Source organism: Mucilaginibacter lacusdianchii (assembly GCF_009770985.1).
Lineage (GTDB): Bacteria > Bacteroidota > Bacteroidia > Sphingobacteriales > Sphingobacteriaceae > Mucilaginibacter > Mucilaginibacter lacusdianchii.
Map to the genome: position 1 here is coordinate 1,115,707 of NZ_WSRW01000003.1, position 17,854 is coordinate 1,133,560.

14 protein-coding genes are annotated in these 17,854 nt (G+C 38.3%); 9 read left to right on the top strand and 5 right to left on the bottom strand.

Annotated elements, in window-relative coordinates; translation table 11 throughout:
* The first annotated feature begins 18 nt into the window (after positions 1 to 18).
* From GPM24_RS18380 to GPM24_RS18415, 8 genes are all read left to right on the top strand, one after another.
* Complete coding sequence (locus GPM24_RS18380; protein ID WP_158828562.1) at positions 19 to 1,338, top strand: O-antigen ligase family protein; 1,320 nt, start codon at positions 19 to 21, stop codon at positions 1,336 to 1,338.
* Positions 1,310 to 2,785 (top strand): MATE family efflux transporter, encoded by a 1,476-nt coding sequence (locus tag GPM24_RS18385; RefSeq protein ID WP_158828563.1) that lies wholly within the window; start codon positions 1,310 to 1,312, stop codon positions 2,783 to 2,785. Before GPM24_RS18380 ends, GPM24_RS18385 begins: the two co-directional genes overlap by 29 nt.
* A 142-nt stretch (positions 2,786 to 2,927) precedes the next feature.
* The gene (locus tag GPM24_RS18390) at positions 2,928 to 4,097 is read left to right on the top strand and encodes a glycosyltransferase family 4 protein (RefSeq protein ID WP_158828564.1); all 1,170 of its coding nucleotides are present in this window, start codon (positions 2,928 to 2,930) and stop codon (positions 4,095 to 4,097) included.
* Positions 4,098 to 4,114: 17 nt separating this feature from the next.
* A complete protein-coding gene (locus tag GPM24_RS18395; RefSeq protein ID WP_158828565.1) occupies positions 4,115 to 5,170 on the top strand; it encodes an acyltransferase in 1,056 nt (351 codons plus the stop codon).
* Positions 5,171 to 5,184: 14 nt separating this feature from the next.
* Positions 5,185 to 5,739: a serine acetyltransferase gene (locus GPM24_RS18400; RefSeq protein ID WP_158828566.1), complete on the top strand. Its 555-nt coding sequence runs from the start codon at positions 5,185 to 5,187 to the stop codon at positions 5,737 to 5,739.
* Positions 5,714 to 6,817, top strand: a complete 1,104-nt coding sequence (locus tag GPM24_RS18405; protein WP_158828567.1) for a glycosyltransferase family 4 protein — start codon at positions 5,714 to 5,716, stop codon at positions 6,815 to 6,817. The genes GPM24_RS18400 and GPM24_RS18405 overlap by 26 nt, the downstream gene beginning before the upstream one ends.
* Positions 6,817 to 7,371: an acyltransferase gene (locus GPM24_RS18410; protein ID WP_158828568.1), complete on the top strand. Its 555-nt coding sequence runs from the start codon at positions 6,817 to 6,819 to the stop codon at positions 7,369 to 7,371. The genes GPM24_RS18405 and GPM24_RS18410 overlap by 1 nt, the downstream gene beginning before the upstream one ends.
* Positions 7,372 to 7,749: 378 nt before the next feature.
* Positions 7,750 to 8,541, top strand: coding sequence for a WecB/TagA/CpsF family glycosyltransferase (locus GPM24_RS18415; RefSeq protein WP_158828569.1), 792 nt, complete (start codon positions 7,750 to 7,752; stop codon positions 8,539 to 8,541).
* A 79-nt stretch (positions 8,542 to 8,620) separates the two neighbouring features.
* On the opposite strand, the gene GPM24_RS18420 is transcribed toward GPM24_RS18415, so the two are convergent.
* The 4 genes from GPM24_RS18420 to GPM24_RS18435 all read right to left on the bottom strand — a co-directional run bounded on the left by GPM24_RS18420 (position 8,621) and on the right by GPM24_RS18435 (position 13,123).
* Positions 8,621 to 10,579: a right-handed parallel beta-helix repeat-containing protein gene (locus tag GPM24_RS18420; protein WP_158828570.1), complete on the bottom strand. Its 1,959-nt coding sequence runs from the start codon at positions 10,577 to 10,579 to the stop codon at positions 8,621 to 8,623.
* Between the two features lie 46 nt (positions 10,580 to 10,625).
* Entirely contained in the window at positions 10,626 to 10,808 is a 183-nt protein-coding gene (locus tag GPM24_RS18425) for a hypothetical protein (protein WP_158828571.1), read from the bottom strand.
* A 396-nt stretch (positions 10,809 to 11,204) separates the two neighbouring features.
* Positions 11,205 to 11,903 (bottom strand): sulfite oxidase-like oxidoreductase, encoded by a 699-nt coding sequence (locus GPM24_RS18430; RefSeq protein ID WP_158828572.1) that lies wholly within the window; start codon positions 11,901 to 11,903, stop codon positions 11,205 to 11,207.
* 11 nt (positions 11,904 to 11,914) lie between these two features.
* Positions 11,915 to 13,123, bottom strand: coding sequence for an MFS transporter (locus GPM24_RS18435; protein ID WP_158828573.1), 1,209 nt, complete (start codon positions 13,121 to 13,123; stop codon positions 11,915 to 11,917).
* 186 nt (positions 13,124 to 13,309) lie between these two features.
* Here GPM24_RS18435 and GPM24_RS18440 point away from each other — a divergent pair, with 186 nt between their 5' ends.
* Positions 13,310 to 15,592 carry a GAF domain-containing protein gene (locus GPM24_RS18440; RefSeq protein WP_158828574.1) on the top strand — a complete coding sequence of 761 codons (2,283 nt, stop codon included), beginning with the start codon at positions 13,310 to 13,312 and terminating at the stop codon, positions 15,590 to 15,592.
* Positions 15,593 to 15,714: 122 nt separating this feature from the next.
* Here GPM24_RS18440 and GPM24_RS18445 read toward each other — a convergent pair whose 3' ends face one another.
* A complete protein-coding gene (locus tag GPM24_RS18445; RefSeq protein WP_158828575.1) occupies positions 15,715 to 17,562 on the bottom strand; it encodes a DNA topoisomerase 3 in 1,848 nt (615 codons plus the stop codon).
* Positions 17,563 to 17,854: the final 292 nt, after the last annotated feature.

Here is a 17,854-nt window from a genome sequence, read left to right on the forward strand (position 1 = left end):
TAAAAAATGCTGGATAGAATGATCTTTATTTTACCTGTTATCACCCTGCTCCTGTTTGTAATTAATGTATTTTACAGGGGTAACAGTGTGCAATCCTGCCTGTTATTTGTACTTACCCTATTGCCTTTAATGGACTTGAAAGTAACGCCTGAGGCATTAGGTGGGTTCAAAACATTTGATGTCATTAGCTTTTACTGTTTAATTTTTCTTCTGAAAGAATTTATTACTATTGACCTAAGCGGCAGAAATAACTTTTATTTCTTACTGTTTTTTACCATGGTGGTAATTTTCTTGTTAGGCGGCTTAGCTTCAGAATTTCCGGAAAAGACTTATTTAAAGCTGGTCAAATTCTTGCCTATTTTTATTTTTGCAAGATTTTTTTTGACAGAGATTTACAAGGACGAAGATTTTTTGCCAAAAGCAATACAAGCACTAAAGGTAAGTTACTTAACGGCACTTAGCTTTTTACTTGTTCAATGGATTGTAGGATTGAAGTTTACCTTTTATCCTGGTCTTCACCCCAATACTATAGATCCGATTTACCATATCGTCAGATATCCTGGAGTGTTTTATGACTCTCAAGCAAGTGGGCAATATTTGGCAATGGGTAGCTTCTTATTCTTATATATTGAAGACGGTGCCTCACGAAAAACATACATCTTTAATTATACAGTATTTGCCTTGTCAATTTTGGCTATCAACTTGGCGGGCAGTCGTTCTGCATTCGGCGGCTTCGCCATTGGTGTAATGATCTCATTCTTTCTGGCAGCCCGCAAATACAGGATATATGGTGCAGTAGCTTTGGTTGCGGCTTACTTAATTTTTACAGGTGTGGCTATCCATACCGGTGTATTCGATCGGACAGAAAATCTTTCTGAGGACTTTTTATTCCGCCAGTCAATCTGGAAAAAGGCGTTTGAGATTTCACAAAAACATCCTTACCTAGGTATTGGATCCGGTAATTATCAAAGTTACGTAACCCGGCATGCACAGGATCAATACTTAGAAATTGAAGACGGCCAACTGGTTTATTTTGACCAGCCAGAAAACGGCTATTTGAAAATTATGGTTGAATTAGGCTTTATTGGCTTTTTTATATTTATGCTTTACCTGCTTGTGCCGCTTGCTAAAGGATTTATTCAATATATAAAAGGGTTTGTAGATAACCGAATTGCATTTTTCATGGCATCTTTAATTAGCTGGATAGTTGCCTTTAACACCGTATATTCCATCTATGATTACCGGTTGCTTATTATGGTAACCAGCATGATTGTTTTAATTGTTTCTTATCCTGCTAAAGCTTACTATTATGAAGTGGCCGAGAACCAGCAAGTCTAAATACCTACAGTCAACGCTGGTTAAAAACAGTGCATGGGGACTTGTAGCCAATATTTTGCAGATATTATTCGTGTCGGCTTTTTTTGCTATCGTTGCCCGCAAATATCCTTCCGGCGAATTTGCCCGCTTCATGATATCAACCACCGTTTATCAAATTATCGCGGCATTTTCGTCTATGGGTTTGGGGCAGTGGTTTATTCGCCAGTACCTGTTAGAAGACGACAAAGTTTCATTTACCAGCAAGTTTCTAAAAACGCAACTCGGTTTAGGCCTGCTCTTTTACTTTGTAAATCTGGTACTAGCCTTTATCATTTATCAAGATACACAAATCAGAACCCTTTGCTTCATACTGGGAACGAATATTATATTCGATAATTTTATCAATGCAATCAGGACTTTGAATATTGCTGAGAATGAGCAGCGTAAAACGGCTACTATATTAGTGATAGATGGCTTTTTGAAATTACTGGTTGGTTGCCTTTTATTTATTTCGCCTTTCTCGGTAATAGTGTTATCGGCCCTGATGATTGTTGTTAGAATATTTACGCTAAGCCTATTTGTTAAACTCGGTTCTTCTAACAGTATTAGTCTGAAGCTGCTTTGGCAGGCGCAAATGTCTTATAACGACTTAAAAGCACTGGTTATAAAAAACTGGCAGTTCATTGTAATTGGTAGCATATCAATTATCTATTGGAAAATTGGCAACATCATTATTTCTAAAGTGTTGACATTGACTAATGTGGCTGATTATGAAATTGCGTTTCGAATTTTTTCAGTGTTCCAGATTCTGCCAATTGTAGCCTCTGCAACCATATATCCGCAATTCATAAAACACTATAATGAAAAAAACATAACTGGATTAAGGAAGCTATTCGATAACCTTTTCTTACTATACACCATTTTTGCAGTATTATCTTATGCATTTGTTTATACGTTTTCTGGCTTGTTTGTTCCATTAGTTTTTGGAAATGGTTATCCGGGTGCCATTTCTTGTTTGCAGCAAATGTTTTTAGCATTTCTGTTATTGCCCACTGTATTATTACAAGCAAATTTAATTGTAGCTATACGTTCAGAAAGAACCGACATGTGGTGTAATGTGGTGAGCTTGTTTGTGAATATAGCCGGTTGTTTTGCAGGGTTATATTTTGTAAAAGACCTTTCAGTAATTAATTATTCGGTATTCGCGTCGTTTATTGTATTTCACGTTTTGCAGGATATACTATTAATACGCAAACGATTAATGACAATAAGCCATTGCCTGGCATTTTACTTAGTATTAGTTGCAACAATATGGTCTTGCCAGCACTTTACAGTGTATGTAAATCCATATGGCTTTTTTATATCGTTTACAATAATAATAGCAACTCTCGCTGTATCACTTTTCCTTTTAAAAAAAAAGAAAATCGGCACTATAAATAATTATAAAACAGTTATACAAAGCGAGTAAAAGCATAATTTCATTTTTCACATAGCATCATAAATCAATTCTGGTTAAATAGATCTGTGTTGACACCATCGGAACTATATATTAACAGAACCGCCTGATATTTAGTTTCGCCTGATGAAAAGCTTACTTTCAATATTGAAGCATGACAGTTGTTTACTATACATCAACTTACTTTTTAGATATATCGCTTGAAGTAATCAATGTGTTAAAGACGCAGGTAAATCTCCATGTATTTATTGAAATCACATCTTCATCTAAAAACATGACGGTTGCTGATGTTAAGAGTTTACCTTCGGACCAGTATTTGATACAACCTTGCGATTTGTTGACAACTGACAGCTACGAGTATGTAAAGCCATATCTTGCTGGCGTGGCAAGCGTTCATTTTGTAGCACATAAACATCCAACAGGCTTTTCATTTTCTACCATCAATGCATCATTGGCGGTTTGGAATTATATAAAAAGCTTTAAGCCGGAAATTCTGCATTTTGAAGGTTACACATTAAGAACAATAGGCATGATGCCTTTTTTGTTTAAGTTTAAAAAAGTGTTCATGACCATTCATGACCCTGTCCCCCATTCGGGCGAACAAAGCTGGAAGATCAGCTTGCCGAATTTTTTGTTTTTTTATCTACCATTCAAGAAGCGTTTTCTATTTTACTCAGAGTTTGCCCGTAATTTGTTCATTAATCATTACAAAAAAGTTAAGGAGCTAAAGTTGTTGGTTCATATGCAACCGTTTTATGCCTACCAGTCGTTAGTTGAACCTAATGTTCAAGAGAAAAAGCACATCTTGTTTTTTGGGCGCCTATCGCCCTATAAGGGCGTTGATGTGTTGCTCGCGGCAATGCAAACGGTATTAAAAAGCTACCCTAACGAAGTACTGGTAGTGGCTGGCAAATCGGTTAATGGCTATACGTTTGATGATAGCGTACTTGGGAAGTATCCTAACAATATCATCATTCATAACAGATACATTCCAAACAAAGAGTTAATGGCGTTAATTAGCTCAGCAAAATTTGTGGTATGCCCTTACTTAGACGCTACGCAAAGCGGTGTATTAATGACTACATTTGCCTTAAATACACCTGTTATAGCCAGTAATGTTGGCTCTTTTCCTGAATTTGTAAAGGACGCGTACAATGGCCTGCTAGTACCACCTAACAACCCGCTGGCTTTAGCAGAGAAGATTAAGCTTGCCCTTAAAAACGATTTTTATAAGCAGATGCAGGATAATATTGTGCTAGACAATAGTCACCATAATTGGCAAGTAAGCTTGCGTTCTGTTTTAGATGAATATATAACTGACTGATCATTACAAAACGTTTAATGAAAGAAACAATCAGCAGAACAGGTTGGATAGATAACATCCGGGTAATTGCCACAATTGCAGTGATAGCCGTACACGTTTCTACCCCACCTGTTTTTACCATGTACCATCCTAACGGTGCTGACAATACAGCCTGGTGGATCGGTAACGCATTTGATTCATTGTTCCGCTTTTGTGTGCCGTTATTTGTTATGATTACCGGCGGCTTGCTTTTGCCTCAGCAAATTGGTTTTACTGCTTTTTTAAAAAAGCGACTAACCCGCATTTTATTGCCTTTTGTTTTTTGGAGCTTGATATACATAGGTTACAACCTGGCTTTAAATATCCGAGATCATGGGTTTGGTGTATTTCATTACCTACCGTCTTGGGTGTTTGCACAAATTGTACAGGGCGCCGCACCACACTTGTGGTACATTTATATGATTGTTGGCATTTATCTATTTATACCCATTGTTAAACCTTGGGTAACGCAGGCCAGCAATAAAGCAATACTTTTCTTTTTGGGAATATGGCTTATGGTAACAATAGTTACACAGCAACAGTTGGTGAAATTAGATTCGCCGTTGGATTTAAGATATTTTAGTGGATACATGGGTTATCTAATTCTGGGTTACTATCTATCCGACAGACTTGCAATAACATCGAAAGTGCGGGCTGTAGCCGCGCTGATGCTCATAGCTGGTTACGTAATCACACTGGCTGGAACTTTTTTTATAACCAAAAGCAACGGACATTTTTTACATACCTTTTATGAGTATTTAACTTTTAATGTGATACTTACAAGTGCCGGTGCATTTATCCTAATAAAAGGTTACACTTCGTACAGTGGTAATTCTCTATACACAAAACTTCGAGACGTCATTAGTCGTTATGGTTACGGCATTTATTTGGGGCATTTGTTGGTACTTAACATCATGTCTTTTTTCAGAATAGATTACAGTTTTATCACGCCACTTATAGGTATACCTGCTTGTACAATGCTTTGCCTTGGGGTTACGTGTGCAATTGTGTATTTATTGAATAAGCTACCATTCGGCAAGTATGTTGCTGGTTGACAATTATTTGTAACATGAACTTTTTTGAATTTATATTTCAAGACTGGCGGGCCAATAAGGGCAATATTAAAGGTAGAATTATATTGCTGTTATTTCGCATAGCTAATTTTTGCTCCACCCGCCGGATATATTATTATATTGGGTTTCCATATCTTTTGATATACCGTATTTTGGTTGAGTGGTTTTTTAGCATTGAGATACCTTGGAATACAAAGATTGGCCGCAATTTTCACCTTTACCACGGGCAGGCGCTGGTGATGACCAACGAAGTTGTGATAGGCGAAAATTGTACGCTGCGGCAAAGCACTACTATAGGTAATAAGCAATTACCCGGTGACGGCTTTAGCAGTTCGCCGGTATTGGGCAACTACGTAGATGTTGGCAGCAATGTTTGTATCATTGGCAACATTATCATCGGCAGTCACACAAAAATTGGCTCAGGCGCTGTTGTGGTAAAGGATGTACCCGCTTATAGTGTAGTTACAGGAAACCCTGGTGTAGCCAGACCCAGAAAAGATATTACTGACACATTGAAAGATTTAAATGAGCAAGCCCAAAGTATTATTTAGCATACCCACCCGCCATCATGTAGAAATAGCTTTAGATGAGTTAGAAGGTTTGCAAGAACTAGGCTATGAATGTGAAGGTTTTCCCTATGCAGCAAAAGAAGGTATCACTTCTAAAGCCGGACGACTAAAAGTGATCTTTCAAAATGCTCTGCAATTAGTTAGCATAGCCAAAAAATTCAAACCCGATATTATCTATTTTAACTCGAGACTGGAAGCACTGGCAGGTTTACGCGACTACATCACTATTCGTGTCGTTAAAGCTTTGTATCGAAAAAAAGTAAGATTTGTAATAAAATCCCATGGGTCTGACCTGGAAGTGTTAGACCGCTCTGGTTTCATCACACACAGCGTTATAATTCCATATTTAAAAAAGAACGTAACCGGCTGGCTATTTCTATCCTCAGAAGAAAAAAACAAGGTGGTAGACGCTGGTCATTTATCACCACAAAAAGTTTTTGTAACCAAAAACGTTGTACGTGTTAACCATTTCAAAAAGGACATCCAGTTTAAAAGTAAACTTAATATTCCGGTAGATGATAAGGTGCTGCTTTATGTTGGCAGATTGATTAAAGAAAAAGGTATTTATGATGTAGTAAATGCTTTCGCCCAAATAAGGTCGACTGCAAAAGCAAAGTTAGTTATTGTCGGTTGGGGTGCTGAAGAAGAATCTCTTAAACAGCTTTGTGTACAGCTTGGCATCAACGATGATGTGATTTTTACCGGATTTATTCCAGAGAAGGATGTGGTTGATTTTTATGCCAATAGTGATGTACTGGTGTTCCCTACCTATTTTCCGGAAGGTTTTCCTATGTCACTATTTAACTCGGTATCCGCCGGATTACCTATCATCACCACCCCAACACGCGCGGCCACAGATTATTTATCTGATCCTGACAATTGTCTTTGGGTGAAACCACAAAACCCGGATAGTATCGCAGTTGCTATGCTCACCTTATTGCAGTCGGATGTATTAGCGCATAATATGAGCCGAAATAACCTGCAAAAAGGCAAAGAGTTTAGTAAACAACACGTTTGCCTAGAATTGGCCGAAACACTAAACGCAATAATGCTACTATAATGGGAATCACCAGCTGGCTAAAAAAACTAAGGAATGAATATTTGCGCCGGATAACCTATCGAAAATATCAAATAGGTTCGGGCTTTCATAGCGGTATCAGAGTACGCATTTGGGCAAGGCAAAAGGTGGTGATCGGCAAAAACTTTTACATCGGCCGGGATTCCTTTATAGAAAGCGACGTAGTTATAGGCGATAATGTAATTTGGGCTAATCGGGTGGCGTTAGTTGGCCGCTATGATCACCATTATCAACAAATTGGAATGCCTATACGCTTGGCTTCTCAAATACGCGACGCTGACTACAACTGGTTAGGCGTAGATAGCTTGACCATTATTGAAGATGATGTATGGGTAGGCTATAATACTACTATCATGAGCGGCGTCACTATACAGACGGGCAGCATCATTGCTGCAGGCTCAGTTGTTACTAAAGATGTAGAGCCTTATTCCATTTATGCTGGTGTTCCCGCCAGGAAAGTAAAAGATCGCTTTAACTCAAAAGAAGATCTGAAAAGACACATTGAACTTTACGGCAAAAATTTTAAGAGCAAATAGTAGTTTTTGCATTTTATACCGTTCAATATCAGTACGTTCACTCGTTATTAAGCGTCAACGTTAACTTTTTGTTGTTTTATTTAATTAAAACGATACCTTTGTAAAGTGTGAAATAATATGTTACACAAATTGTGCAATAATTTGGTGTAATTTGACGTAAATTTAGGTCATTCTACTATACTTAAAATACTTAACTATAAGGTATTTTCTTAATGGCATATGTTTTGTTAATTAAGTATCATTGTTACGCACATATTATTTCAGAAAAAATATATCGTATCAATAAATTTAATAATATAGAATATTTTAATGGTTATTTTATTTGACTATATAGAATGTAAAGTAACTAAATGTTAAACTGTTTATTGAGAGAGACTAATGATACAATATCAACAACCATATAGCTTTATCGATTACCCTCTATTTACCGATACTTTGGATGAGTTAAATACAAGTTCAAACGGTAACGCTCCTCAATCATCAATTCTAGTAAATACAATAAACCAATATTCATACTGTGTTGCCAACGAAGATGCAGCGTTTAAAGAGTCTCTTCAGCATTCTGATATTCTGCTTCCGGACGGTGTAGCTGTTGTTGCGGCAGCGAGATTGTTAACCGGAAAAAAAATTAAGAAAATTGCCGGTGCTGACTTACATCAGTATTTATTGACAGATTTGAACAACAAAAACGGTAGTTGTTTTTACCTGGGTGCATCAGACGAAACGTTGGCTAAAATTAAAAGCCGCATGGCGTTTGAGTATCCTAATGTAAAAGTTGAAACTTATTCTCCACCATACAAAAAAGACTTTAGCACTGAAGATAATCAAAAGATGGTAGAAGCCGTTAATGCTTTTAAACCAGATGTTGTGTTTGTAGGTATGACTGCCCCTAAGCAGGAAAAATGGGCTTACGAGCATAAAACTAAATTGGATACTAAAATTATTTGCACTATTGGTGCAGTGTTCGACTTTTATGCAGGTACCGTGCAAAGACCAGGAGACGTTTATGTAAATTTGGGATTAGAATGGTTTGGCCGCTTAGTTAAAGAGCCAAAACGTTTGTGGAAACGCTACTTATACTTTGGACCCGTGTTTGTTGGCTTGATGCTAAAAGAGAAAGTTAAAAAAACCTTTTCGAGAGCTCAGTCTTTAGATAAGGTTCTTGTATAGAAAGATTGAAAATATTATATAAAGGCTTAACTAATTTAGTTAGGCCTTTTCTTTTAACGCATCTCTGCAATAAACATCATTATCTGCTGGCATAAGTTATTGTAGTAGCTTTTGCTTGACCTAAAGTATTAGCTACTAACAATACTGACGAGTAAGGGCTAATCGTAATTTTATCTCGATGAATTTTATTACGCATATCAACGTATGGCTTATTCAGCGTTATAACTTTCGCTTTGTTGCTTGCATTGTATTCAAACAAAACTGAACTGCTTGACGGTACTTCGGTAGAAGATTGATCTTTACCGTATGCCGACTGCCAGTTGGATAAGTTATAATTTTGATTAAATCCTTTTCCGTTTTTAACTACAGACGCTTTAATGTTATTCCCGGAGGCAACATTTTTTGATTGACAGTATACGTTGCTATCTATCTGTCCAAACGCTTTAATGTCATCCTGATGTGATGAAAATTTTGCCGTAGACTGCTGCCCGTTCGAAACGAATGTGTTATTTCTGATATTGTTATTGCGAATGTAACTGCTGGACGCCATGTAATGGTCTTGCTCTAAACGTAGTTGCACACCGTTGTTGAACACTATGTTGTTAAAGATATCAATATCTTTAGCGTTGTGAATTTTAATGCCGTTGTTAGCACATTGCGATACGGTGTTATCGTTGATTACTACGCTTTCCGAATTATCATCTATGTAAATACCCTCTGCCTGCAACGAGTTTGTAAAAGTTGCGCCAGCGCTATTACCAATACCATGCAAAATAATATTGCTTTCTACTCGTTTATTTACGGTTTTAGACCAATCGCCTATGTAGATACCTGCACCGTCATCTTTGGTTAGGCAAAAGTACGCTACGTAGTTATTTTTGGCCCATGATGAGTTACCACCAAAGTAAATGCCGTTGTAACCTACACTATCAATCCTGTTTTTCTCAATTTTAGTATTATCTCCAAATGAAGTTATAGCTTCATAAGTACCAGAGCCGCTTTTACCCATACCGGCTATCAAGCCAACGTTTTTAATTTGATTATCACTTATGATAGAATTGGAACAACCTGCGTCGAAGTTTATTCCGTTGGTTAAGGCATCACTAATTATGCAATTTTTAACTACCATAAACGGCGTATAGTTGGCGTATACAGCTTCTGAGCCGGTTTGTGTAATGCTACAGTTTTTAATTTGGATGTTTTTTGATTGTATGATATTAAACGCATTGTTGCCAGCGCCAACAAAGGCAATATTCTCAAAATTTAAATAGTTAAAACGGTTTATATCCACTAAGTTGTGAACGACACTTGTACTGATAGTATATGCTGAAGGAGACTTGGAACCAAAATAAACCATCATCGATTTACGGGTGCGGTCATAATACCATTCGCCCAACTGATCAAGCGTTCTTGCATCGTTTTGTATGAAGTATCCAAAATTGTTTGTTGGATTTGCTTTGGTTCCCGCTGCATAAGTAATGGTACTACCGTTATGGCCAGCAATGGCACTACGATCAATTATCCACCTGTTTTTACGGATAACTATTTCAGCCCCCATCCAGTTAATCTGGTCAGTTAACTGATTGTCCGTTATAGAAAAGTTTTCGTTGTGAGATTCATAAGAAAGGTAACCTTTATTAGGATAGCGACCTATAGCTTGCTGATTGCCATTTAAAATCAGGGACTCGCCAGTAGCTTCACATGCGCTTTCATAAATACCGGCTTTCACTTGCTTCCAATTTTTAAGAGAAATTAGACCGTTAATTTCCGGCAAGCGTCCGGAACCATATGCACCGAAATATATGGGCGCAAATACAGCCCCAGACCGGCTAGGGATGATACCGCCGTTGAAGACCTCTCCCCTTTTAAAAACGACAGAATCTCCTGGACTTAAATATTTAAAATAAGCATTTAATTTCTCTAAGCTTTTCCAAGGTGTAGCCGGGCTATGTGCCTGTACGCTTGTGTAATTATCATTTCCGGCTATACTTGAAAAGTAATAAGTAGAAGCATGAGAGACGGTGCTGTCCCCCAGCATTCCTAAAAGACACGTTAGTCTTGTGAAAAGTCTTGTATGTTTTAAGCTAGCGGCTAATATTGACCTTTTCATAATTCTTAGCTATATTTTTCTTTGTAGTAGCGGAATGAACCATTAAAAAGACGATATAAAAGAGTATTACAACTAATATATTGCCTATTATTTGAGCGATAGGAACTATGGCTTTCTGAAGCTGCATTATCATGTCCATATTACCTGTTGCTTTCATAATACTCCTTTGAACGTTAACTGAATTAATTAAGTTACGCCAAATACACAATTTTGTACTTTTTAAGAAACACTTTCATTCCCGACACTACACAGTTTGTTATACAACTTTAAATTCCAAACATATATTTTGCTGATTTAACACATGTTTCGACAATATTAACTTTACAACATTTTGAAGTGGCACGGTTTTAGATAAAGTGCCCCGCTTTAAGCAGATATATCCTTACGAAACCTTTAGGTATGATTTCAAAATTCAAAATATAAGGTATTTTATATGTTATATATATGATTATATTTGGTTATAGGCGGTAGCGTTGCTAGTAGATTGCAACAAAAAAGCGCCTTGTTACGGGCGCTTCAAAAATTAACAAAACGTGTATTATTCTAAAACTTGCTATTCATCACTATATCTGTCGTTGCGCCAAGGATAAGCCGTGTTTGAATATCCCCTGTCTTCCCAGAATCCAAGTTTGTCTTCCGTCAAAAATTCAATCCTTTTGATCCATTTAGCACCTTTCCAAGCATACAACTGAGGTGTAATCATGCGCACAGGTCCGCCGTGCTCAATGGGTAATGGTTGGCCTTCAAAAGTATGAACCAATAAAACGTCAGGCTTAAGCGCCTCTTCTAATGAAATGTTTGTCGTATAAGTGTCGTACCCATAACATAGTATATGAGTGGCGTTTTCATGCGGTTGAACCAAGGCGGCTAGATCAAGCATACTCACGCCTTTCCAATGCATATTTAATTTAGACCAGGTAGTTACGCAATGAAAATCAGAAACGTCTTTGGTTTGCGGTAAATCCATAAATTGCTTCCAAGTAAGCCGCACGGGATTATCTACTGCACCATTAATTACTAGTCGCCATCTTTCAAAGCTGATATTGGGTTGATAGCCTAAATCCAATACAGGCCACTTGCTGGTTACCGTTTGCCCTATAGGAACAGCCGGCATTCCATGACGATTTATGGAGCCACTACCTTTAGGCGACTCGTCGGCAACGGAAGGCGTTGATTTCATTTTTTCTTCGAACCGGGCTTTCAATTTCATCCGGGTCTCTATTACACGATTCAACTTTTCCGAATTTTCCATCACAAATTTATTTAAGCTTTTTCTAAAATTACAGTTGCCTTTTGTTGCGTTCTAAATCTAAAAATTACAAACATAATCAGCACTGATAACATAATCAGCACCAAGTAGCTGTAACTTAAATTTCGCTCGTCTTTAGCCGGTAATACATTAACAATGCCATAGCTTAAAAATGAAACGATCACATAATTGATACCGCCGGTTAGGCCACCCGCTATACCCGCGTTTTTAGGAAACTTACCCAAGCAATAAGTAAAGTAATTATTAAAAGTAAAACCTGCTGCTACGTGAATGATAAACGCAAACAGCATCATAGAATATAAGTTGTTTACCCATTGCAAACTTACAATCATGCAAATCACAAACAAAGTTTGCAAAGCCAGATTTGCCGCCATACGTTTGTAAAAAGGCTTGTTAATAGTTGCTTTACCTATGAACCCACCAACCATCCAGGCAAAGCCCAACACTAACGAACTGTAGCCAGCAATAACCGGCGACAAATTTAAGTGGTGTTCAATAATGAAGGGCCCGGTCATGTTGTAGATCATTACCATACAATACGATAATCCCAACATTACGACACCTAAACTAAAGCTGGCCGTTGTAATCATATCCTTATAAATAGCCGTAATTTTTTTTAATTGAAATTCGGTAACGTGCACCAATGTTTCGCCACTATAAATCAATTCCAATACTATAAATACCACGGCTAACGCAGCTAAAAAATAAAAATTAGATTCCCAGCCAAAAGCGTTTTGAAGGTAACCGCCGATAAATGGAGCTACGATTGGCCCTGTAGACCAGATAATGGAAAACAAACTTAAATAGTGCTTTAGCTTATTACCAGAAAATACATCCACAAAAAACGCGCGTTTAGCTACAATGATAATGCCTACTGTAATACCGTGCACAATGCGCATGAGGTAGATCAAATAAATATTGTGGGTAGTAGCAACCACCAAACAAGATAAAGCAAAGATAATAAGCGAAATTATACTGGGCTTGTACCGGCCAAAACTATCCAGAAAGCTGCCAACAAATAACTGAGAAACGCCATAACTTATTAAAAACAAGCTTAGCGTGAGTTGCACCTCAATACTGCCGGTATGTAAGCTTGCCGACATATTAGGAAGCGAGGGAATATAAATATCGGTTGCGAAACCAGATAAGGGTAAAAGGCCAAATGCCAGAAGCGTTGCTACGCCCTGATTTTTCTGTTTCATAGCGGCGCAAAATTACCATATCTGCCCGGTAATCAATATTTGAATTAACAGCGCTTTGTAAAACTGTAAGTTCAAAGTTTGTGCGTACAAAACATGCAGAATATTGCAGAAGTGCTTTTTACTTTTAAATGTACCGGCAAATGTGTATAATCACTAAACTTGCATTCCAAAGCCATTACACCACTCATGGAGTCTCTTTATTACATCCACTCGCCGTTTCAAATTCATCTTACCTTTTACCCGGTAATTGAAAGTCTTGAGAAAAAGGCAGAGCAGTCTACCGGTGATAGAGCTGCTGAAGCGCGGGAATTGTTGAAGAAAATTAATGAAAGTCCTGAATTAAGATCAGGCATTACCAATGTAGACCAATTAAATAAGAATGCAGATATCATCAATCGCCTGCTCAGCGATTTCTTTCCTGCTGACCTGGCACTAAATGAAATTAAGGCGATCAGCATGCCTTATCAACGTGTGATATTTAACCATACAGAACGCTTTAAAAATATACTGGCGGCCGCTGGACCCGGCTTTGAGCTTAATATCAGAGATTTTGATGAACATCAGTCTTATGTTTTAAGTTGTTGTATCATCTTAAACGAGCACTACGGCACACAATTGGATTTCACCAAGCCATTGTTTGCCGATATTCCAACAGCAAAAGGTACCATTAGGCACTACCGCATTATGTACAACGCCGATTTTATGGAAATTTTTCCAACCAAAAAATCGGTACCGCTTACTCAAGATGATATTGACCTCCTGCTGGACAACTATGACAACATTGACCTTTGGATGGAAAAATTCCCGAAAGACAGTTGGATATTAAAAGGCTTTGCCATTATGACGTTGTATGATGCAACAATAGAAAACGCCGTATCTATACTGAAAGAAAAGTTGCTCAGTTCAAACGTTAAAGGTTTTCGTCAAAGTATTGAATCTATATTTCGCTCCATTTACGTCAGTCCAAACATTCGTGTTGGGTTTACCCTTTTTAATCGTGAAGAATACACTTTTAACGTTGCGCCTTTTGGTGATCCAATGCAAAGCTTCTTGTTAAACGGTCATGAAAAGATAGCCAAGGATGTGTTATGCGATAACTCTTATTGTACTTTAATAGAGCAGCATCATTACTTTGCAGTTTCAGATATTGTTGAGTTTGGACGTAAATTTCCGGACAATCCTATAGCAACTCGTTTTATGGCGCAAAATATTCAGAGTTTCATTTTAGCGCCGGTAGTGAAACAAGGAACTTTATTGGGGATATTTGAGTTAGTGTCTAGCGTCCCTAAAGAACTTAATAGTGTTAATGCGCATAAGCTAGAATTGGTAATGCCATTTTTAACAGATACTGCTGATCGATTATTAACCGAATATCAAAATCAGGTTCAGGCCGTCATACAAACCAACTATACCACCATCCACCCCAGCGTTTACTGGAAATTTCAGGACGAAGCACATAAGTACATCCGTGCGCAAAGACAGGGAAAAGATTATATGCTGGATTCTGTATTGTTTGAAGATGTACATCCGCTATATGGACAGGCGGATATTAAGGGCTCGTCTGAAGCCAGGAATTATAGTATTCAAAAAGACTTAAAGCGGCAATTGAAAGCGTTAACAACATTGCTTCAACAAATTACCTTGCAAAATGACGAGTTGGCATTTACAGAAGAGCAAGCCAAGCTGGATGAAATTCTAGAAATTCTTGAGTACCCAATACAAGCTAACACTGAGCAGTATATTACTGATTATTTATCTCATGACATACATCCCAAATTAAGAAAGCTTCAGATGCCATTTTTAGGCGAATATCTTTCTGAAACAGGAAAGGAAACGGGTATGTTTTACCATTACCGCCGTAAGTATGAAATAACAGTATCATTAATAAACAGCCAGTTGGCTACTTCAATGGATAGGCGGCAAAAAGAAGCGCAACAAATTTATCCACACTACTACGAGCGGTTTAAAACTGACGGTGTTGAACATAATATCTATTTAGGAAATTCAATTGCACCTAACAAACCGTTTGGTGACGAACAACTGCAACAGATACGTTTATGGCAATTGCAAACCCTATGCGAAATGATGCGGGAGCATCAGCAATTAAAGCCGGAACTACCCTATCCGCTTGACATTACCGGCTTGATATTAGTGTATCATGGTACCATTTCGGTTTGCTTTAGGATGGATGAAAAGCGTTTTGATGTAGATGGCAGTTACAACGCACGCTATGAAGTTGTAAAAAAGCGTATAGACAAAGCACACATAAAAGGCAGTACTAAACGTATCACACAACCTGGCACCATAGCCATTGTTTATTCTGGTCAGGCCGAGGAAGATGAGTACAAAAGCTATATTTCTTTATTGCAAAGTCAAAACGTACTCAGCTATCCGACGGAAGAATTGGATGTGGAAGATCTACAAGGCGTTTCTGGCCTGAAGGCTTTAAGAGTAAACGTTATTTATTAATTAATTGCCGAGACAGTAATTTAACTACTGCCTCGGCAATTCAAATATCTCGCCTTATTTTATGGAAAACTAAGCTACAAGCTGCCAATTCATATAAATGCGGTACTGACGGTTAGGCGATTTTACTTTTCCGCAACCACATCCGGCTTATTGATTGTAAGTCGCTTCCCTGCTTTTAACAATTCTTGCGTAATGGTGCAAGTGTAGTTTTTGATTTCTTCTTGAAAAGCAGTAACAGATGCGCCTGAGCGGATCTCTTCTAAGCGTTTTTCCCAATTGCCGGTCAGTTCGGCTTGTGCTATTTTATGTTCTTTTACCACCTCATATACCGAAAGGCCGGTTTCTGTGGGTACCAGATTTTTTTTCTCGCGTTTAATATAGTCGCGTGTAATCAGCGTTTCAATGATGGCGGCTCGCGTTGCTGGTGTGCCTAAGCCGCTCTCTTTCATCGCATAGCGCAGCTCTTCATCCTCAATTTCTTTACCCGCTGTTTCTAGTGCCTTTAGCAAGCTAGCTTCATTGTATAATGGTTTCGGCTTGGTTTGCTTTTCTAAAATAGCTTTGTTCGTCACCGGCAAATTCTCACCTGCTACTACTTTAGGAAGGGATGCGTTTTCTTCATCCTTCTTTTCATCGTCAGGGTCGTTAAATACTGCACGCCAACCGGCTGATTTTATTACTGTGCCACTTGCAGAAAATTTTGAACCTGACTGAACTACAATTTTGGTTACATCTTTCAGACAATCTTGATGAAATGCCTCAAGCATGCGGCCTACAACCAAATCGTATATGGCCTGCTTATCAGGCGACATTTGTCCTGCGGCTTCGCCCGTTGGCAATATGGCATGGTGGTCCGTCACTTTTTTGGCGTTTACACTGCGCTTGTTCAATTTTGCGGTGCCTAAAGCAGCGGCTTGTTTACCAAACATAGGGTGATCAGTAAATTTAGCGATCAACGCTGGTACACCAGCAAATACATCATCGCCAATATAGCGGCTGCCTGTACGCGGATAGGTCACCAGCTTGCTTTCATATAAGTTTTGCAAAATGCTCAATGTCTGGTCGGCCGTAAAGCCTTTCCGCTTATTGGCTTCCTGTTGCAAGCTACTTAAGTCGTGCAATAAGGGTGGCGGCTCTTTTCTTGGCTTGCCATCAACACTTAAAATATGGCCGCCTTGCTGAAAGCCTGTTGCCACATCCTCAACTTTATCTAATATAAGCTGCGCCTCGTCTTTGGTTTTAAAACTTTGCGTTGATATTGCTCTAAATAGCTGGCCATCCTTATCCACCTGTATAGCAACCTGGAAGTATGGTTGCGGCACAAAATTTTTATTTTCTAAGAAACGAGCACAAATCATGGCCAGTGTTGGCGTTTGAACCCTACCTAAAGATAGCACAGAACGAGTACCGGCGGAGATACTTAGCGCTTGGGTAGCATTCATTCCTACCAGCCAGTCTGACTGTGACCGGCAATGTGCAGAGTTAAATAAAGTGTCGTAATCGCTGCCCGGCTTTAAATTACGGAAGCCATCCTTTATGGCGGCATCTGTTTGCGACGATATCCACAAGCGCTTAAAAGGCTTTTTGCATTTTAAGTAATAATATATGTACCTAAAAATGAGCTCACCTTCCCTCCCGGCATCCGTTGCTACAATTATTTCACTCGCATCGTCAAAAAGGGTTTTGATAATGTCGAGCTGTTTTTTTACTGCCGGATCTTCAACAATGCCATCTTTGGTTTTTACCTTTCTAATAGATAATTTAAATTTAGCTGGCAGCATGGGCAGGTTTTGTACGCTCCATCCGTAGTAACCGTATTCCTGAGGTGGGGCCAGCTGCAACAGATGTCCAAACGCCCAGGTAAATGTGTATCCTTTTCCTTCAATATACCCCTCGCGCTTGGTGGTTGCGCCAAACACTTTTGCAATTTCACGTGCCACCGAAGGCTTTTCTGCTATTATAACTTTCATTACCCTACTTTAAACATTGCTGCTGGCCCCAATTTAAAGAACAACAGCTAATAGTTGTCCGAAGTTTGTATTGGTATTTAGGGCAGCTAAGTTAACGGCCTAAATTGTAAACCCAAAATTCAGTAATTAACATTGGCTCACTAATCAAAACATTTATCAAGATTAACCTTGGAAGATATTACTACATGCTGAATTGTAACTTACTTAAAGTAAACATGTTAACGGTTGTATAATCAAGCATAACGTTGCCCAAATGCTTTATAATAAAACATTTTTCGCTCAATATCATTTC

Excerpts from the sequence above, each read along its gene's own strand:
- GPM24_RS18385 (WP_158828563.1), top strand. The coding sequence starts at position 1,310 with ATGAAGTGGCCGAGAACCAGCAAGTCTAAATACCTACAGTCAACGCTG.
- GPM24_RS18425 (WP_158828571.1), bottom strand. The coding sequence starts at position 10,808 with ATGAAAGCAACAGGTAATATGGACATGATAATGCAGCTTCAGAAAGCC.
- GPM24_RS18410 (WP_158828568.1), top strand. The coding sequence starts at position 6,817 with ATGGGAATCACCAGCTGGCTAAAAAAACTAAGGAATGAATATTTGCGC.
- GPM24_RS18405 (WP_158828567.1), top strand. The coding sequence starts at position 5,714 with ATGAGCAAGCCCAAAGTATTATTTAGCATACCCACCCGCCATCATGTA.
- GPM24_RS18435 (WP_158828573.1), bottom strand. The coding sequence starts at position 13,123 with ATGAAACAGAAAAATCAGGGCGTAGCAACGCTTCTGGCATTTGGCCTT.
- GPM24_RS18420 (WP_158828570.1), bottom strand. The coding sequence starts at position 10,579 with ATGCTGGGGGACAGCACCGTCTCTCATGCTTCTACTTATTACTTTTCA.
- GPM24_RS18395 (WP_158828565.1), top strand. The coding sequence starts at position 4,115 with ATGAAAGAAACAATCAGCAGAACAGGTTGGATAGATAACATCCGGGTA.
- GPM24_RS18390 (WP_158828564.1), top strand. The coding sequence starts at position 2,928 with ATGACAGTTGTTTACTATACATCAACTTACTTTTTAGATATATCGCTT.
- GPM24_RS18415 (WP_158828569.1), top strand. The coding sequence starts at position 7,750 with ATGATACAATATCAACAACCATATAGCTTTATCGATTACCCTCTATTT.
- GPM24_RS18380 (WP_158828562.1), top strand. The coding sequence starts at position 19 with ATGATCTTTATTTTACCTGTTATCACCCTGCTCCTGTTTGTAATTAAT.
- GPM24_RS18400 (WP_158828566.1), top strand. The coding sequence starts at position 5,185 with ATGAACTTTTTTGAATTTATATTTCAAGACTGGCGGGCCAATAAGGGC.
- GPM24_RS18440 (WP_158828574.1), top strand. The coding sequence starts at position 13,310 with ATGGAGTCTCTTTATTACATCCACTCGCCGTTTCAAATTCATCTTACC.
- GPM24_RS18430 (WP_158828572.1), bottom strand. The coding sequence starts at position 11,903 with ATGGAAAATTCGGAAAAGTTGAATCGTGTAATAGAGACCCGGATGAAA.
- GPM24_RS18445 (WP_158828575.1), bottom strand. The coding sequence starts at position 17,562 with ATGAAAGTTATAATAGCAGAAAAGCCTTCGGTGGCACGTGAAATTGCA.